Source organism: Pseudomonas sp. TWI929 (assembly GCF_039673335.1).
In the GTDB taxonomy this organism is placed as follows: Bacteria; Pseudomonadota; Gammaproteobacteria; order Pseudomonadales; family Pseudomonadaceae; genus Aquipseudomonas.
Genome location: NZ_JBDJLK010000010.1, coordinates 82,462 through 99,769, shown reverse-complemented (window position 1 = coordinate 99,769; position 17,308 = coordinate 82,462). Strand labels below are relative to the sequence as shown.

Genomic DNA, 17,308 nt, shown 5'->3' with positions numbered 1-17,308 from the left:
CTCCCACAGGGAAAGTACATTGCCTGTGGGAGCGGGCGTGCCCGCGAAGAGGCCAGCCCTGCAAATGGTGATCTGCAGGCCCCGATCTGTTAGGGTGCCCGCCGATGCACGCCACACCACACGAGGATCCCGAGTGAGCGCCGAAGAACCCCTGATCGCCGACCTGTTCGATGTCGACAAACGCCTGTCCCTCAAGCCCGTCGTGGACTTCAACAGCTACCTGCGCAACGCCTTCGGCGAAGGCCCGTGCCGCTGCCACCGCTGCATGGAAGGCGCCGACCAGAGCACCTACAGCCATGCCCACAATTTCACCTTCGACGGTCAGCAGTGGCACCGCCGCTTCGCCAGCACCGCCGGCAGCGACGTCGCCCAGGTGTTGAAAAAAGCCTGGCTGTCGTACACCAAGGCCGACCTCAACCTGATCGGCGTACTGGACCTGACCACCCTCAAGACCTTCACCGAAGCCGCCCTGCATGCGCGCCTGCTGGCCCTGCTGCCCGCCAGCGGCCTGGCCCGTGAAGTGGATGGCCAGTGGATGCTGCAAGCCCAGGCCGACTGACGGCCCGGCGGCACGGCAGGATTCCACCGGTCTGCTAACGTGGTGGAATCCGCCCAGCCGCAGGTAGTCCGCCATGGCCCGCACAACGCCCATCGAGCTGTACCGTAATATCGGCATCGTCGCCCACGTGGACGCCGGCAAGACCACCACTACCGAGCGGATCCTGTTCTACACCGGGGTCAACCACAAGATGGGCGAGGTGCACGATGGCGCCGCGACCATGGACTGGATGGCCCAGGAGCAAGAGCGCGGCATTACCATCACCTCGGCGGCGACCACAGCCTTCTGGCAAGGCTCGACCAAGCAGTTCGCCAACAAGTACCGCTTCAACATCATCGACACCCCCGGCCACGTCGACTTCACCATCGAGGTGGAGCGCTCGCTGCGCGTGCTCGATGGCGCGGTGGTGGTATTCAGCGGCGCTGACGGCGTCGAGCCGCAGTCCGAGACGGTTTGGCGCCAGGCCAACAAGTACCACGTGCCCCGCCTGGCCTACATCAACAAGATGGACCGCCAGGGCGCTGACTTCCTGCGTGTGGTCAAGCAGATCGACCAGCGCCTGGGCCATCACCCGGTCCCCATCCAGCTGGCGATCGGCAGCGAAGAGAACTTCATCGGCCAGATCGACCTGGTGAAGATGAAGGCCATCTACTGGAACGATGCCGACAACGGCACCAGCTACCGCGAAGAAGCTATCCCCGCCGAACTGCAGGCGCTGGCCGACGAATGGCGTGCGCACATGATCGAAGCGGCAGCCGAGGCAGATGACGAGCTGACCATGAAATTTCTCGATGGCGAAGAGCTAAGCATCGAGGAGATCAAGGCGGGGCTGCGCAAGCGCACCTTGAACAACGAAATCGTGCCGACCATCCTCGGCTCATCGTTCAAGAACAAGGGTGTACCGCTGATGCTCGACGCGGTAATCGACTACCTGCCTGCGCCGTCGGAAATTCCGGCAATCAAGGGCACCGACCCGGATGATGAGGAAAAGCATCTGGAGCGCCACGCCGATGACAAAGAGCCGTTCTCGGCCCTTGCTTTCAAGATCGCCACCGACCCTTTCGTCGGCACCCTCACCTTCGCCCGGGTCTATTCCGGCGTGCTCAGTTCCGGCAACGCGGTACTCAACTCGGTCAAGGGCAAGAAGGAACGCATCGGCCGCATGGTGCAGATGCACGCCAACCAACGCGCGGAGATCAAGGACGTGTGCGCCGGCGACATCGCCGCGTTGATCGGCATGAAAGACGTGACCACCGGCGACACCCTGTGCGACATGGACAAGCCGATCATCCTCGAACGCATGGACTTCCCCGACCCGGTAATTTCCGTGGCAGTGGAGCCAAAGACCAAAGCCGACCAGGAGAAAATGGGCATCGCCTTGGGCAAGCTGGCCCAGGAAGACCCGTCATTCCGGGTACGCACCGATGAAGAGACCGGGCAGACCATCATCTCCGGCATGGGCGAGCTGCACCTGGACATTATCGTCGACCGCATGCGCCGCGAGTTCAACGTCGAGGCCAATATCGGCAAGCCACAGGTGGCGTACCGCGAAAAAATCCGCAACACCTGCGAAATCGAAGGCCGCTTCGTCCGCCAGTCCGGCGGGCGTGGCCAGTACGGCCATTGCTGGATCCGTTTTGCCCCCGGCGACGAAGGGAAGGAAGGCCTGGAGTTCATCAACGAGATTGTCGGCGGCGTGGTACCGCGCGAGTACATCCCGGCGATCCAGAAGGGTATCGAAGAGCAAATGAAGAACGGCGTGCTCGCCGGCTACCCGCTGATCAACCTGAAGGCGGCGGTGTTCGACGGCTCATACCACGATGTCGACTCCAACGAAATGGCCTACAAGATCGCCGCTTCGATGGCCACCAAGCAGTTGTCGCAGAAAGGCGGTGCGGTGCTGCTGGAGCCGGTGATGAAGGTGGAAGTGGTGACGCCTGAGGAGTACCAGGGCGATATCCTCGGCGACCTGAGCCGGCGCCGCGGCATGATCCAGGACGGTGACGAAACACCGGCTGGCAAGGTGATCCGCGCCGAGGTGCCGTTGGGCGAGATGTTCGGCTACGCCACCTCGATGCGCTCGATGACCCAGGGCCGGGCCAGTTTCTCGATGGAGTTCACCCGCTACGCCGAGGCGCCGGCTAGCATTGCCGATAGCATCGTCAAGAAGAACCGCGGCGAGTAAATCATCCGCCTATAATGGCCTCTTCGCGGGCACGCCCGCTCCCACAGGGGTTATGCGCCCCTTGTAGGAGCGGCTTCAGCCGCGAAGAGGCCAGCACAGGCAACAACTATGCTCAGTGCTGCTCCCCAGCCCGCTTCAACAGTTTCCTGCACCGCTCCGACAAATGCACAACGCGCAACTGCTTGCCCGCCTTGGTATAGCGCTCGCGCAAGGTCCTCAACGCTGCAATCGCCGAATAATCGACAAAGCTCAGATGCTGGCAATCCAGCGTAACTTTGGCCGGGTCATTGGCCGGGTCGAACTGATTGAGGAACGGCGTAGTCGAGGCAAAGAACAGCGTGCCATGCACCTGATAATGCTTGCTCCCCTCCTCGTCCACATGGCTATCGGCATACAGCTCACGCGCATGCTGCCAGGCAAAGTTCACCGCTGCGATGACGATACCAAACAGCACGGCGGTGGCCAGGTCGGTAAACACCGTCACCACGGTCACCGCTATGATCGCCAACACATCATTCGCCGGCACCTTGTGCAGCACCCGCAACGACGCCCAGGCGAAGGTCTGCTGGGCCACCACGAACATCACCCCGACCAGCGCCGCCAGCGGAATACGCTCGATCAGTGGTGAAAGGAACAACACGAACAGCAAGATCATCACCCCGGCCACAACCCCCGACAACCGGCCTCGGCCGTTGGAACTGAGGTTGATCACCGTCTGCCCGATCATCGCGCAACCACCCATGCCGCCGCACAGGCCGGAAACCATGTTCGCCGCACCCAGTGCCACGCACTCGCGGTCCGGGTAGCCACGGCTTTCGGTGATTTCATCGGTCAGGTTCAGCGTCAGCAGGGTTTCCAGCAGGCCGACCATGGCCATCAGCACCGCGTACGGGGCGATGATCTTCAGGGTTTCCAGGTTCCATGGCACATCCGGCAGCGCCAGCCCCGGCAAGCCGCCAGCGATGTGCGCCATGTCACCCAGGGTGCGGGTGGGCAGGCCGAGCAGGTACACCAGCAGGCCAACGCCGAGAATTGCCACCAGTGCCGGCGGTACCGCACGGGTCAGTTTCGGCAGCACGTAAACCACCGCCATGGTCAGCGCCACCAGGCCTATCATCAGGTACAGCGGCGCGCCGCTCAGCCAGTGTTCACCGTCCTTGAAATGCTCCAGCTGGGCCATGGCAATGACGATGGCCAGGCCGTTGACGAAACCAAGCATCACCGGGTACGGGACCAGGCGCACCAGCTTGCCCAGGCGCAGCAGGCCGAACAGGATCATCACCACCCCGCCCAACAGCACCGTGGCCAGCAGGTATTGCACGCCGTGCTGCACTACCAACGCGACGATCACCACCGCCATCGAGCCAGCAGCACCGGAGATCATCCCCGGCCGGCCGCCAAACAGTGCCGTCAGGGTACAGATGATGAACGCGCCATACAGGCCCATCAGCGGGTTGAGGTGGGCCACCAAGGCAAAGGCGATGCACTCGGGCACCAGGGCAAACGAGGTGGTCAGGCCGGCGAGCAGGTCGGCGCGTAGACGGGCGGGTTTCATGGGCATCCTGTAATTGGCCAGACAACAGCCTGGGGCACCGCTATGGCATATAGAGCGGGCAAAAATCGAAGGCGGGATGTTACGGAATTTGTCTGACAGCAGCCACCGCGCAATGCAGCCCAAGGCTTCACAGGCTGCCTGGCAGGGCCTGTGGAGTGCGATTATCTGCAATTATCTGGCTGACTATAATTTATAGTTTCCGGGATAAAGCCAGGATAAAAGGCAGCTTTTGATGTGCATCGAGCACAGGCAGGACGCCTTTGCCATCATGGCAACCCCACCTGCGGAGATCATGGACATGCCGCTACGCCCCCTGTTCGCTGCCCTGCTGCTGGCCGCCAGCCTCACCGCACAGGCCGCCACCGAGGTGCTGCCGCTGCAGCACCGCAGCAGCGCCGAACTGCTGCCTGCCGTGCAGGCATTCATCGCTAACGACGGCACGGTCAGCGCCTTCGAGAACAAGCTGATCGTCAACGCCAGCCCCGAGCGCATCGACGACCTGCGCGCCTTGCTGCAACAGCTGGATACCGCCCCCAAGCGCCTGCTGATCAGCGTCGACAACAACGACAGCAACTTCCAGGACAACCACGGCAATGCACATGTCATTCACTACGGCACCAGCAACCGCGACGGCGGCATGCAGCAGGTTCAGGCCAGCGAAGGCCAGCCAGCACTCATCCAGGTTGGCCAGAGCATCCCGGTTACCAGCACCAGCACCGACGGCTACGGGCGCATCCAGAGCAATACCGAATACCGCAACGTGACCCAGGGTTTCTACGTAACACCAACCCTGAGCGGCGACACGGTTCGTCTGCAAATAAGCACCAATAATGACCGCATCAGCCAGGAACGTGCAGATGTAGTAAAAGTGCAAAGCACCGACACAACGGTCACTGGCAGGCTCGGTGAGTGGATCACCCTGGCGGGCTACAACCAGCAGAGCCAAGCCGACCGCAGTACGTCAAGCCGCACTTACAGCACTCAGCGCGGTGAAAACATGACTTTGCGTGTCAAAGTCGACCTTCTCGACTGAACCCACGCATTTCAAGGCCTCGACCAAAGGCCTTGAAACTGACCGCCAAGTCGCATTAGACCAAAGATGTAGTAAGTGAAAAATTCCACTACAAAACATTTGACAGGGTCTTTTTCCCAAGGGCATGATGGCCTCGCTCCCGCTAATCAGGGGCCCTGGCAAGGGCCTTCGAGGTGCGCTCCTCCCACCCCTGGAGGCACCTCGTGTCTATACGGCCCACAAGGCGGTTCGACGGGATTGCGACTGCAACGAAGAAGTTGTCCCGAGGGACGGAAGCGCATCACCGCAGTACTGGCAATCGCGTAGCACCGCAGCAAGGCAACCACGAGCCGACCTGCCGGAGCACACCTTCGCCTGGCCTGCCACACTCTTCCCCTTCGAGCCTTCGCGTTCGCCGCCGCACTCCCCCGAACAGGACAGCCGCCAGGCGCCTGATCTGCACCGAGCATCAGCACAATTAACCCAAGATCGATGCGACGAGGTTTATTTCCATGGCACTGACACGCGAACAGCAAATTGCAGCCCTCGAGAAAGACTGGGCCGAGAACCCGCGCTGGAAAGGCGTGACCCGTACCTACACCGCCGCTGATGTCGTTCGCCTGCGTGGCTCCCTGCAACCGGAGCACACCCTGGCCCGCCTGGGTGCAGAAAAACTGTGGAAGCTGGTCACCCAAGGTGCCCACCCGTCCTTCCGCCCAGAAAAAGATTTCGTCAACTGCATGGGCGCCCTGACCGGTGGCCAGGCAGTGCAGCAAGTTAAAGCAGGCATCCAGGCCATCTACCTGTCCGGCTGGCAGGTTGCCGCCGACAACAACTCGGCCGAGTCGATGTACCCTGACCAGTCGCTGTACCCGGTCGACTCGGTACCGACCGTGGTCAAGCGCATCAACAACTCGTTCCGCCGCGCCGACCAGATCCAGTGGAAAGCCGGCAAGAACCCGGGCGACGAAGGCTACATCGACTACTTCGCGCCGATCGTGGCTGACGCCGAAGCCGGTTTCGGCGGCGTACTAAACGCCTACGAGCTGATGAAGAACATGATCGAAGCAGGCGCCGCCGGCGTGCACTTCGAAGACCAGCTGGCCTCGGTGAAAAAATGCGGCCACATGGGTGGCAAGGTGCTGGTACCGACCCAGGAAGCCGTACAGAAGCTGGTGGCCGCGCGCCTGGCTGCTGACGTATCGGGCGTACCGACCATCATCCTGGCCCGTACCGACGCCAACGCCGCTGACCTGCTGACCAGCGACTGCGACCCGTACGACCAGCCGTTCGTGATTGGCGAGCGCACCCGTGAAGGCTTCTACAAGGTACGTGCCGGCCTCGACCAGGCGATCTCCCGTGGCCTGGCCTACGCGCCGTACGCCGACCTGATCTGGTGTGAAACCGCCAAGCCGGACCTGGACGAAGCCCGTCGCTTCGCCGAAGCGATCAAGAAGGAGTACCCGGACCAGATCCTGTCGTACAACTGCTCGCCGTCCTTCAACTGGAAGAAGAACCTGGACGACGCCACCATCGCCAAGTTCCAGCGCGAACTGTCGGCCATGGGCTACAAGCACCAGTTCATCACCCTGGCCGGCATCCACAACATGTGGCACGGCATGTTCAACCTGGCGCACGACTACGCCCGCAACGACATGACCGCCTACGTGAAGCTGCAGGAGCAGGAATTCGCTGACGCCAGCAAGGGCTACACCTTCGTGGCGCACCAGCAGGAAGTGGGCACTGGCTACTTCGACGACATGACCACTGTGATTCAGGGTGGGGCTTCGTCGGTGACTGCACTGACCGGTTCGACCGAGGAAGAGCAGTTCCACTGATAGTGGGTTGCTGTTGAATAAAGGCCCGGGGCTTATGAAAGCCCTGGGCCTTTGTTTTGTCTGCATCTGATTTATCAGGATTACACCGAACCTGTAGGAGCGGCCTCGTGTCGCGAAAGGGCTGCGCAGCAGCCCCAGGATTTCGGCGCGAATGCACAAATTGCTGGGGCTGCTGCGCAGCCCTTTCGCGACGCAAGGCCGCTCCTACAAATGTGTGTATGGCCGGTGATGGTCAGTTCGCGGCCCCCTGAAATATCTCGACTGCCTGGGCGGGCCTATTCGCGGGGGCGCCCGCTCCCACAGGCACTGTGCAAGCCTTGACGCCTGTGGCGATCCAGTGGGAGCGGGCATGCCCGCGAAAGGGCCGGAACAGGCCACAGCAAAACCCAGGATCAGGTCTATGCTTGAGGCAGCCCAGCAGCAAGGACCGCCCATGCCTCGTCCAAGCCACCTGATGATTCTCGCCCTGGCCGCCGCTGCCCTCTATATATATGCACTGGCCAACGGCAACACCCTGCTCGCCCTGTTGGCCAAACCCATCCCGGTGCTGGCCCTGATCGCCTGGCTGCGCAGCGCCCCCGCATCGCCCTATCGCAAGTGGATCTCGCTCGGTCTGGCATTCTCGGTACTTGGCGACATCCTGCTGGCCATCCCCGCCGACCTGTTCGTGTTCGGCCTGGTCGCATTCCTCTTTGCTCACCTGGCCTACCTGCGCGCCTACTGCGGCCAAACCCTTCGCCCTGCCCTGCCCGCGTTGGCGTTCAGCGCCCTCACTGGCATCACCCTGTTCAGCGTACTCGCCAGCCACGGCCTCGGCCCGCTGCTGATCCCGGTCGCGTTCTACGCCCTGGCCATCAGCGCCATGCTCTGGCGCGCCCTGGCCTGTGGTGGCCTGGCCGCGCTCGGTGCCGGCCTGTTCGTATTCTCCGACAGCCTGATCGGCATTGACCGCTTCGTCAGCCCGTTTGCCGCCGCACCGTACCTGATCATCCTCGCTTACTGGCTCGGCCAATGGGCGATCGCTTCATCAGTCGGTCATCGCTCAACCGATAAAGTATTGACCCAGAGCGGTGCAAACGGCGCTGGAAGCTGCTAGAACACGAGCCTTTCGCATTTGCAAGTAGGGGGAATCGGCTGATGAACTTTACAAGGCGCAGAACAGCCAAATTACATGGCATCAGCTCAAATGATATTAATTATCATTACGAAACTTGTAATTCGTTACCAGTCGCAAGAAACATAATTAACAAAAGCGCACGCAATGCCCGAATCTCAAGGCTTTCAGCCAGTTACAAACGGCTTTTGTACTTAATCCTACGAATAAATTTGCTACAGAAATTTTACTTGCACCGGGTTTACCCATAAAATCAGCGCGATTGATTCAGCTGCGACATTTGGTCACTGCATGTGCGACACCAAGTCGCCGCTCTACACTTATTTCAGACTGCAGAGCTGGGTCTCTGTATAAGGATCTCTAGCATGTCCGATTCGGCAGGACTCATCGCCCACAACTGGGGCTTTGCCATCTTCCTCCTGGGTGTCGTCGGCCTGTGCGCCTTCATGCTGGGCCTGTCCAGCCTGCTTGGTAGCAAGGCCTGGGGCCGCGCCAAGAACGAACCCTTCGAATCCGGCATGCTGCCCGTCGGCAGCGCCCGCCTGCGCCTGTCCGCCAAATTCTATCTGGTCGCGATGCTGTTCGTGATCTTCGATATCGAAGCCCTCTTTCTCTTTGCATGGTCTGTGTCCGTCCGCGAAAGCGGCTGGACCGGATTCGTCGAAGCACTCGTTTTCATAGCAATTCTGTTGGCTGGTCTTGTCTACCTATGGCGCGTCGGGGCACTTGATTGGGCTCCCGAAGGTCGCCGCAAGCGGCAAGCGAAGCTGAAACAATGAGGCTTTGGCATGCAATACAATCTCACCAGAATCGATCCGGATGCGCCCAACGAGCAGTACCCGGTCGGTGAACGGGAAACCGTTACCGATCAACTGCTAGAGGACCAGGTCCACAAGAACATCTTCATGGGCAAGCTTGAAGATGTTCTGCGTGGCGCGGTCAACTGGGGTCGCAAGAACTCCCTCTGGCCGTACAACTTCGGCCTGTCCTGCTGCTACGTGGAAATGACCACGGCCTTCACGGCACCCCACGACATCGCCCGCTTCGGCGCCGAAGTCATCCGGGCCTCGCCGCGTCAGGCCGACTTCATGGTCATTGCCGGTACCTGCTTCGTGAAGATGGCGCCGATCATCCAGCGCCTGTACGAGCAGATGCTCGAACCCAAGTGGGTCATCTCCATGGGTTCGTGCGCCAACTCCGGCGGCATGTACGACATCTACTCGGTCGTTCAGGGGGTCGACAAGTTCCTCCCCGTGGACGTCTATGTGCCTGGCTGCCCGCCACGCCCTGAGGCTTTCCTGCAAGGCTTGATGCTGCTGCAGGAGTCGATCGGCCAAGAACGACGCCCGCTTTCCTGGGTTGTTGGTGATCAAGGTATTTACCGTGCCGAGATGCCAGCCCAGAAAGACCTGCGTCGTGAGCAGCGCATTGCCGTAACCAACCTGCGCAGCCCCGACGAAGTCTGATCCAGCGACCTGCCGCCCGCTCCCCAAGGAGCCGGCGGCCTGGCTTCATTCTTAACGTTGACCCAAAGCGACCGAGACCATGACAGCGGACAACGCTATTTTCATTCCGCCCTACAAGGCTGACGACCAGGATGTGGTCGTCGAACTGCACAACCGTTTTGGCGCCGAAGCATTCGTCGCCCAGGAAACCCGCACCGGCATGCCCGTGCTGTGGGTCAAGCGCGCCCAGCTCAAAGAGGTGCTCAGCTTCCTGCGCGGCGTGGCCAAGCCATACAGCATGCTGTACGACCTGCACGGCGTCGACGAACGCCTGCGCACCCAGCGCCGCGGCCTGCCTGCTGCCGACTTCAGCGTGTTCTACCACCTGCTGTCGGTGGAGCGTAACAGCGACGTGATGATCAAGGTGTCGCTCAGCGAAGGCGACCTGAACCTGCCGACCGTGACCGGTATCTGGCCTAACGCCAACTGGTACGAGCGCGAAGTCTGGGACATGTTCGGCATCGACTTCGCCGGCCACCCGCACCTCAGCCGCATCATGATGCCGCCCACCTGGGAAGGCCACCCGCTGCGCAAGGACTACCCTGCCCGCGCCACCGAATTCGACCCCTACAGCCTGACCCTGGCCAAGCAACAGCTTGAAGAGGAATCGGCACGCTTCAACCCGGAAGCCTGGGGCATGAAGCGTCAGGGCGCCAACGAGGACTACATGTTCCTCAACCTCGGCCCCAACCACCCTTCGGCGCACGGTGCGTTCCGTATCGTCCTGCAGCTGGACGGTGAAGAGATCGTCGACTGCGTACCGGACATCGGCTACCACCACCGTGGCGCCGAGAAAATGGCCGAGCGCCAGTCGTGGCACAGCTTCATCCCCTACACCGACCGTATCGACTACCTCGGCGGGGTGATGAACAACCTGCCGTACGTGCTCGCAGTCGAGAAGCTGGCCGGCATCCAGGTGCCGCAGAAGGTCGACGTGATTCGCATCATGCTGGCCGAGTTCTTCCGTATCACCAGCCACCTGCTGTTCCTGGGTACCTACATCCAGGACGTCGGCGCCATGACCCCGGTGTTCTTCACCTTCACCGACCGCCAGCGCGCCTACACCGTGATCGAAGCGATCACCGGTTTCCGCCTGCACCCGGCCTGGTACCGCATCGGTGGCGTTGCCCACGACCTGCCACGCGGCTGGGACAAGCTGGTCAAGGACTTCGTCGAATGGCTGCCAAAGCGCCTCGACGAATACACCAAGGCTGCCCTGCAGAACAGCATCCTCAAGGGCCGTACCATTGGCGTTGCCGCATACAACACCAAGGAAGCCCTGGCCTGGGGTACCACCGGTGCCGGCCTGCGCTCCACCGGTTGCGACTTCGACCTGCGTAAAGCCCGCCCTTACTCCGGCTACGAGAACTTCGAGTTCGAAGTACCGCTGGCCCACAACGGCGATGCCTACGATCGCTGCATGGTCCGTGTCGAGGAGATGCGCCAGAGTATCCGCATCATCGACCAGTGCCTGCGCAACATGCCGGAAGGCCCGTACAAGGCGGATCACCCGCTGACTACGCCGCCGCCGAAAGAGCGCACCCTGCAGCACATCGAGACCCTGATCACGCACTTCCTGCAAGTCTCGTGGGGCCCGGTCATGCCGGCCAACGAGTCGTTCCAGATGATCGAGGCGACCAAGGGCATCAACAGTTACTACCTGACGAGCGATGGCGGCACCATGAGCTACCGCACCCGGATCCGTACCCCGAGCTACCCGCACCTGCAGCAGATCCCTTCGGTGATCAAAGGCAGCATGGTCGCCGACCTCATTGCGTACCTGGGCAGTATCGACTTCGTTATGGCTGACGTGGACCGCTAAGCATGAACAGCACGCTTATCCAGACAGACCGTTTCGCCCTCAGCGAAACCGAGCGCTCGGCCATCGAGCACGAAATGCATCACTACGAGGACCCGCGCGCGGCGTCCATCGAAGCCCTGAAGATCGTCCAGAAGGAACGTGGCTGGGTGCCGGACGGCGCCATCCACGCCATCGGCGAAGTGCTGGGCATCCCGGCCAGCGACGTCGAGGGTGTTGCCACCTTCTACAGCCAGATCTTCCGTCAGCCGGTCGGCCGCCACATCATCCGCGTGTGCGACAGCATGGTCTGCTACATCGGCGGCCATGAGTCGGTGGTCAGCCAGATCCAGAGCGAGCTGGGCATCGGCCTGGGCCAAACCACTGCAGACGGGCGCTTCACCCTGCTGCCAGTGTGCTGCCTGGGCAACTGCGACAAGGCCCCGGCACTGATGATCGACGACGACACCTTTGGCGACGTACAGCCAGCTGGCGTTTCCAAACTGCTGGAGGGTTACGTATGACCATTACTTCCTTCGGCCCGGCCAACCGCATCGCGCGCACGGCCGAAACCCACCCGCTGACCTGGCGCCTGCGTGACGACGGCGAGCCGGTATGGCTGGCCGAGTACGAATCGAAGAACGGCTACGCCGCTGCCCGCAAGGCACTGGCGCAGATGTCGCAGGACGATATCGTGCAGGCGGTCAAGGACTCCGGCCTCAAGGGCCGGGGTGGCGCAGGCTTCCCCACTGGCGTGAAGTGGGGCCTGATGCCCAAAGACGAATCCATGAACATCCGCTACCTGCTGTGCAACGCGGACGAAATGGAGCCGAACACCTGGAAGGACCGCATGCTGATGGAGCAACAGCCCCATCTGCTGGTCGAGGGCATGCTGATCAGCGCCCGCGCCCTGAAGGCCTACCGTGGCTACATCTTCCTGCGTGGCGAATACACCACCGCAGCGAAAAACCTCAACCGCGCCATCGATGAAGCCAAGGCCGCCGGCCTGCTGGGCAAGAACATCCTCGGCAGCGGCTTTGATTTCGAGCTGTTCGTGCACACCGGTGCCGGCCGCTACATCTGCGGTGAAGAAACAGCACTGATCAACTCGCTGGAAGGCCGCCGCGCCAACCCGCGCTCCAAGCCGCCCTTCCCTGCTGCCGTTGGCGTGTGGGGCAAGCCGACTTGCGTGAACAACGTCGAAACCCTGTGCAACGTGCCGGCCATCGTCGCCAACGGCAACGACTGGTACAAGTCGCTGGCCCGCGAAGGCAGCGAAGACCACGGCACCAAGCTGATGGGCTTCTCCGGCAAGGTTAAAAACCCAGGCCTGTGGGAACTGCCGTTCGGCGTTACCGCCCGCGAGTTGTTCGAAGACTACGCCGGTGGCATGCGCGACGGCTTCAAGCTCAAGTGCTGGCAGCCAGGCGGCGCCGGTACCGGCTTCCTGCTGCCCGAGCACCTCGACGCGCAGATGTACGCTGGCGGCATCGCCAAGGTCGGCACCCGTATGGGTACGGGCCTTGCCATGGCGGTCGACGACAGCATCAACATGGTTTCGCTGCTGCGCAACATGGAAGAGTTCTTCGCCCGCGAGTCGTGCGGCTGGTGCACCCCATGCCGTGACGGCCTGCCGTGGAGCGTGAAGATGCTGCGCGCACTGGAGAAAGGCCAGGGCCGCGCCGAAGACATCGAGACGCTGCTGGGGCTGGTCAACTTCCTCGGCCCAGGCCGTACCTTCTGTGCTCACGCACCGGGTGCCGTCGAGCCACTGGGCAGTGCCATCAAATACTTCCGCTCGGAGTTCGAGGCTGGTGTTGCGCCTGAAAGCGCTGGCACTTTGCGCCCGGACCTGGCGAAGCCGATCGTGGTCGGCGCATAACAAGATGATTAGGCGAGTGGTCCGTGCCACTCGCCAGCTTGCCGGCAGGCCCGAGCGATCGAGGCGTGTCGCAAGCTCACCGATTTCCATTAGCCACGCCCGCTCACGCGGGCCAACGAAGAACTTTGAACAATGGCCACTATCCACGTAGACGGCAAAGCGCTCGAAGTCAACGGTGCAGACAACCTGTTACAGGCGTGTCTGTCGCTCGGCCTCGACATCCCTTATTTCTGCTGGCACCCGGCGCTTGGTAGCGTTGGTGCCTGCCGGCAGTGCGCGGTCAAGCAGTACACCGACGAGAACGACACCCGTGGTCGTATCGTCATGTCCTGCATGACCCCTGCCTCCGACGGCACCTGGATCTCCATCGACGATGACGAGTCCAAGGCGTTCCGCGCCAGCGTCGTCGAATGGCTGATGACCAACCACCCACACGACTGCCCGGTGTGTGAGGAAGGCGGTCACTGCCACCTGCAGGACATGACGGTAATGACCGGCCACAACGAGCGCCGCTACCGTTTCACCAAGCGTACCCACCAGAACCAGGACCTCGGCCCGTTCATCGCCCATGAGATGAACCGCTGCATCGCCTGCTACCGCTGCGTGCGCTACTACAAGGACTACGCCGGTGGTACCGACCTGGGCGTGTACGGCGCCCACGACAACGTGTACTTCGGCCGCGTCGAAGACGGCGTGCTGGAAAGCGAATTTTCCGGCAACCTGACCGAGGTCTGCCCGACCGGCGTGTTCACCGACAAGACCCACTCCGAGCGCTACAACCGCAAGTGGGACATGCAATTCGCCCCGAGCATCTGCCACGGCTGCTCCAGCGGCTGCAACATCAGCCCGGGTGAGCGCTACGGCGAACTGCGCCGCATCGAAAACCGCTTCAACGGTTCGGTCAACCAGTACTTCCTGTGCGACCGCGGCCGCTTCGGCTATGGCTACGTCAACCGCAAGGACCGCCCACGCCAGCCACACCTGGCCGACGGCACCAAGCTGGGCCTGGACGCCGCCCTGGACAAGGCCGCCGACCTGCTGCGCGGCCGTACCATCGTCGGTATCGGCTCGCCACGCGCCAGCCTCGAAAGCAACTACGGCCTGCGTGAGCTGGTCGGTGCCGAGTACTTCTACTCGGGCATGGAAGCTGGCGAACTGGCCCGCGTGCGCCTGGCCCTGAACGTGCTGAACAACAGCCCGCTGCCAGTGCCAACCCTGCGCGACATCGAAGACCACGACGCCGTGTTCGTGCTCGGTGAAGACCTGACCCAGACCGCCGCCCGCGTCGCCCTGGCCGTGCGCCAGGCCACCAAGGGCAAGGCCGAGGCCATGGCCGAAGCGATGAAAGTGCAGCCATGGCTCGACGCCGCGGTGAAGAACATCGGCCAGCACGCGCTGTACCCGCTGTTCATCGCCTCGCTGGCTGAAACCAAGCTGGACGACGTCGCCGAAGAGTGCGTACACGCCGCCCCGGCCGACCTGGCCCGCATCGGTTTCGCCGTGGCCCACGCCATCGACCCAAGCGCCCCAGCCGTCGAAGGCCTGGACGCCGAAGCCAAGGCCCTGGCCCAGCGCATCGCCGACGCCCTGGTCGCCGCCAAGCGCCCACTGGTAGTTGCCGGCACCTCGCTGGCCGACCCGGCACTGATCGAAGCCGCCGCCAACATCGCCAAGGCCCTGAAGCTGCGCGAGAAAAACGGCTCGCTGAGCCTGGTGGTGCCTGAAGCCAACAGCATCGGCCTGGCCATGCTCGGTGGCGAGTCCGTCGATACCGCGCTGGACGCTGTCATCAGCGGCAAGGCTGATGCCATCGTGGTGCTGGAAAACGACCTGTACGCCCGCGTACCGGCCGCCAAGGTCGACGCAGCACTGGCTGCGGCCAAGGTGGTGATCGTTGCCGACCACTCGAAAACCCCGACTGTCGACCGCGCCCACCTGGTGCTGCCGGCCGCCTCGTTCGCCGAAGGCGACGGCACCCTGGTCAGCCAGGAAGGCCGTGCCCAGCGCTTCTTCCAAGTGTTCGACCCGCAGTACCTGGACAGCAGCATCCAGATCCACGAAGGCTGGCGCTGGATGCACGCCCTGCGTGCCACCCTGCTCAACAAGCCTGTCGACTGGACCCAGCTGGACCACGTTACCAGCGCCTGTGCCGAAGCCGCCCCGCAACTGGCCGGCATCGTCAACGCCGCACCAAGCGCCGCATTCCGCATCAAGGGCATGAAGCTGGCCCGTGAGCCGCTGCGCTACTCCGGCCGTACCGCCATGCGCGCCAACATCAGCGTGCACGAGCCGCGTACCCCGCAAGACAAGGACACCGCGTTCGCCTTCTCCATGGAAGGCTACTCGGGTTCGGCCGAACCGCGCCAGCAGGTGCCGTTCGCCTGGTCGCCGGGCTGGAACTCGCCGCAAGCCTGGAACAAGTTTCAGGATGAGGTCGGTGGCCACCTGCGTGCCGGTGACCCAGGCGTGCGCCTGATCGAATCGCAAGGCGACCGCCTGAACTGGTTCAACGCCATTCCGGGTGCCTTCAACCCGGCCCGTGGCACCTGGACTGCCGTACCGTTCTTCCACCTGTTCGGCAGCGAAGAAAGCTCCTCGCGCGCCGCCCCGGTGCAACAGCGCATCCCGGCTGCCTACGTGGCTTTGGCCAAGTCCGAAGCCGACCGCCTGGGTGTCAATGACGGTGCCCTGCTGAGCCTGAACGTCGCCGGTGTGGCCCTGCGCCTGCCGCTGCGTATCAATGAAGAGCTGGGCGCTGGCCTGGTCGCGCTGCCGAAAGGCCTGGCCGGCATTCCGCCTGCCATCTTCGGTGCATCCGTCGAAGGTCTGCAGGAGGCAGCACAATGAGCTGGTTCACCCCCGAAGTGATCGATGTGATCATCCAGGTCGTCAAGGCTATCGTGGTGCTGCTGGCCGTGGTGGTCTGCGGCGCCCTGCTCAGCTTCGTCGAGCGCCGCCTGCTGGGCTGGTGGCAGGACCGCTACGGTCCGAACCGTGTCGGCCCGTTCGGCATGTTCCAGATCGCCGCCGACATGCTGAAGATGTTCTTCAAGGAAGACTGGAACCCGCCCTTCGTCGACAAGATGATCTTCACCCTGGCGCCGGTCGTGGCCATGAGCGCCCTGCTGATCGGCTTCTCGATCATCCCGATCACACCGGGCTGGGGCGTTGCCGACCTGAACATCGGCCTGCTGTTCTTCTTCGCCATGGCCGGCCTGTCGGTTTATGCAGTGCTGTTCGCTGGCTGGTCGTCGAACAACAAGTACGCCCTGCTGGGCAGCTTGCGTGCTTCGGCACAGACCGTGTCGTACGAAGTGTTCCTGGGCCTGGCGCTGATGGGCGTGGTGGTGCAGGTGGGCTCGTTCAACATGCGCGACATCGTTGAGTACCAGGCGCAGAACCTGTGGTTCATCATTCCGCAGTTCTTCGGCTTCTGCACCTTCTTCATCGCTGGCGTCGCCGTGACTCACCGTCACCCGTTCGACCAGCCAGAAGCGGAACAGGAACTGGCTGACGGCTACCACATCGAGTATGCCGGCATGAAGTGGGGCATGTTCTTCGTCGGTGAGTACATCGGCATCATCCTCATCTCGGCGCTGCTGGTAACCCTGTTCTTCGGCGGCTGGCACGGCCCGTTCGGCATCCTGCCGCAACTGCCGTTCCTGTGGTTCGCACTGAAGACCGCGTTCTTCATCATGCTGTTCATCCTGCTGCGCGCCTCGATCCCGCGCCCGCGCTATGACCAGGTGATGGACTTCAGCTGGAAGTTCTGCCTGCCGCTGACCCTGATCAATTTGCTGGTGACCGCTGCGATCGTGCTTTACAACACGCCAGCCGTCGCGGCCCAGTGAGGATTTGAC

13 protein-coding genes are annotated in these 17,308 nt (G+C 62.5%); 12 read left to right on the top strand and 1 reads right to left on the bottom strand.

Annotated features, from left to right (window positions below):
- Window positions 1-133: 133 nt before the first annotated feature.
- Window positions 134-559 (top strand): hypothetical protein, encoded by a 426-nt coding sequence (locus ABE456_RS07320; protein WP_346643323.1) that lies wholly within the window; start codon window positions 134-136, stop codon window positions 557-559.
- A 73-nt stretch (window positions 560-632) separates the two neighbouring features.
- Window positions 633-2,744, top strand: coding sequence for an elongation factor G (gene fusA / locus ABE456_RS07315; protein ID WP_346643322.1), 2,112 nt, complete (start codon window positions 633-635; stop codon window positions 2,742-2,744).
- Window positions 2,745-2,856: 112 nt separating this feature from the next.
- Here fusA and ABE456_RS07310 read toward each other — a convergent pair whose 3' ends face one another.
- Window positions 2,857-4,299, bottom strand: a complete 1,443-nt coding sequence (locus ABE456_RS07310) for a SulP family inorganic anion transporter (RefSeq protein WP_346643321.1) — start codon at window positions 4,297-4,299, stop codon at window positions 2,857-2,859.
- Window positions 4,300-4,567: 268 nt separating this feature from the next.
- On the opposite strand from ABE456_RS07310, the gene ABE456_RS07305 reads away from it, so the two are divergent.
- The 10 genes from ABE456_RS07305 to nuoH all read left to right on the top strand — a co-directional run bounded on the left by ABE456_RS07305 (window position 4,568) and on the right by nuoH (window position 17,299).
- Complete coding sequence (locus ABE456_RS07305) at window positions 4,568-5,332, top strand: secretin N-terminal domain-containing protein (protein ID WP_346643320.1); 765 nt, start codon at window positions 4,568-4,570, stop codon at window positions 5,330-5,332.
- 491 nt (window positions 5,333-5,823) lie between these two features.
- Window positions 5,824-7,149, top strand: coding sequence for an isocitrate lyase (aceA, locus tag ABE456_RS07300; protein WP_346643319.1), 1,326 nt, complete (start codon window positions 5,824-5,826; stop codon window positions 7,147-7,149).
- 433 nt (window positions 7,150-7,582) lie between these two features.
- Complete coding sequence (locus ABE456_RS07295) at window positions 7,583-8,245, top strand: lysoplasmalogenase (protein WP_346643318.1); 663 nt, start codon at window positions 7,583-7,585, stop codon at window positions 8,243-8,245.
- Window positions 8,246-8,628: 383 nt separating this feature from the next.
- Window positions 8,629-9,042 carry an NADH-quinone oxidoreductase subunit A gene (locus ABE456_RS07290; protein WP_003251427.1) on the top strand — a complete coding sequence of 138 codons (414 nt, stop codon included), beginning with the start codon at window positions 8,629-8,631 and terminating at the stop codon, window positions 9,040-9,042.
- Between the two features lie 9 nt (window positions 9,043-9,051).
- Window positions 9,052-9,729: an NADH-quinone oxidoreductase subunit B gene (locus ABE456_RS07285; protein WP_003251429.1), complete on the top strand. Its 678-nt coding sequence runs from the start codon at window positions 9,052-9,054 to the stop codon at window positions 9,727-9,729.
- 79 nt (window positions 9,730-9,808) lie between these two features.
- The gene (nuoC, locus tag ABE456_RS07280) at window positions 9,809-11,590 is read left to right on the top strand and encodes an NADH-quinone oxidoreductase subunit C/D (protein WP_346643317.1); all 1,782 of its coding nucleotides are present in this window, start codon (window positions 9,809-9,811) and stop codon (window positions 11,588-11,590) included.
- A gap of 2 nt (window positions 11,591-11,592) precedes the next feature.
- The gene (gene nuoE / locus ABE456_RS07275; RefSeq protein ID WP_003251433.1) at window positions 11,593-12,090 is read left to right on the top strand and encodes an NADH-quinone oxidoreductase subunit NuoE; all 498 of its coding nucleotides are present in this window, start codon (window positions 11,593-11,595) and stop codon (window positions 12,088-12,090) included.
- Window positions 12,087-13,448 carry an NADH-quinone oxidoreductase subunit NuoF gene (nuoF, locus tag ABE456_RS07270; RefSeq protein ID WP_346643316.1) on the top strand — a complete coding sequence of 454 codons (1,362 nt, stop codon included), beginning with the start codon at window positions 12,087-12,089 and terminating at the stop codon, window positions 13,446-13,448. Before nuoE ends, nuoF begins: the two co-directional genes overlap by 4 nt.
- Before the next feature lie 132 nt (window positions 13,449-13,580).
- Window positions 13,581-16,295: an NADH-quinone oxidoreductase subunit NuoG gene (gene nuoG, locus ABE456_RS07265; RefSeq protein ID WP_346643315.1), complete on the top strand. Its 2,715-nt coding sequence runs from the start codon at window positions 13,581-13,583 to the stop codon at window positions 16,293-16,295.
- Complete coding sequence (nuoH, locus tag ABE456_RS07260) at window positions 16,292-17,299, top strand: NADH-quinone oxidoreductase subunit NuoH (RefSeq protein ID WP_016488222.1); 1,008 nt, start codon at window positions 16,292-16,294, stop codon at window positions 17,297-17,299. Before nuoG ends, nuoH begins: the two co-directional genes overlap by 4 nt.
- The last annotated feature ends 9 nt before the right edge of the window (window positions 17,300-17,308 follow it).

Bases quoted from the DNA above. Each gene is read 5' to 3' on its own strand.
- ABE456_RS07305 (WP_346643320.1), top strand. From the start codon at position 4,568: ATGGCAACCCCACCTGCGGAGATCATGGACATGCCGCTACGCCCCCTG.
- ABE456_RS07310 (WP_346643321.1), bottom strand. From the start codon at position 4,299: ATGAAACCCGCCCGTCTACGCGCCGACCTGCTCGCCGGCCTGACCACC.
- ABE456_RS07290 (WP_003251427.1), top strand. From the start codon at position 8,629: ATGTCCGATTCGGCAGGACTCATCGCCCACAACTGGGGCTTTGCCATC.
- ABE456_RS07295 (WP_346643318.1), top strand. From the start codon at position 7,583: ATGCCTCGTCCAAGCCACCTGATGATTCTCGCCCTGGCCGCCGCTGCC.
- aceA (WP_346643319.1), top strand. From the start codon at position 5,824: ATGGCACTGACACGCGAACAGCAAATTGCAGCCCTCGAGAAAGACTGG.
- nuoC (WP_346643317.1), top strand. From the start codon at position 9,809: ATGACAGCGGACAACGCTATTTTCATTCCGCCCTACAAGGCTGACGAC.
- fusA (WP_346643322.1), top strand. From the start codon at position 633: ATGGCCCGCACAACGCCCATCGAGCTGTACCGTAATATCGGCATCGTC.
- nuoE (WP_003251433.1), top strand. From the start codon at position 11,593: ATGAACAGCACGCTTATCCAGACAGACCGTTTCGCCCTCAGCGAAACC.
- nuoG (WP_346643315.1), top strand. From the start codon at position 13,581: ATGGCCACTATCCACGTAGACGGCAAAGCGCTCGAAGTCAACGGTGCA.
- nuoH (WP_016488222.1), top strand. From the start codon at position 16,292: ATGAGCTGGTTCACCCCCGAAGTGATCGATGTGATCATCCAGGTCGTC.
- nuoF (WP_346643316.1), top strand. From the start codon at position 12,087: ATGACCATTACTTCCTTCGGCCCGGCCAACCGCATCGCGCGCACGGCC.
- ABE456_RS07285 (WP_003251429.1), top strand. From the start codon at position 9,052: ATGCAATACAATCTCACCAGAATCGATCCGGATGCGCCCAACGAGCAG.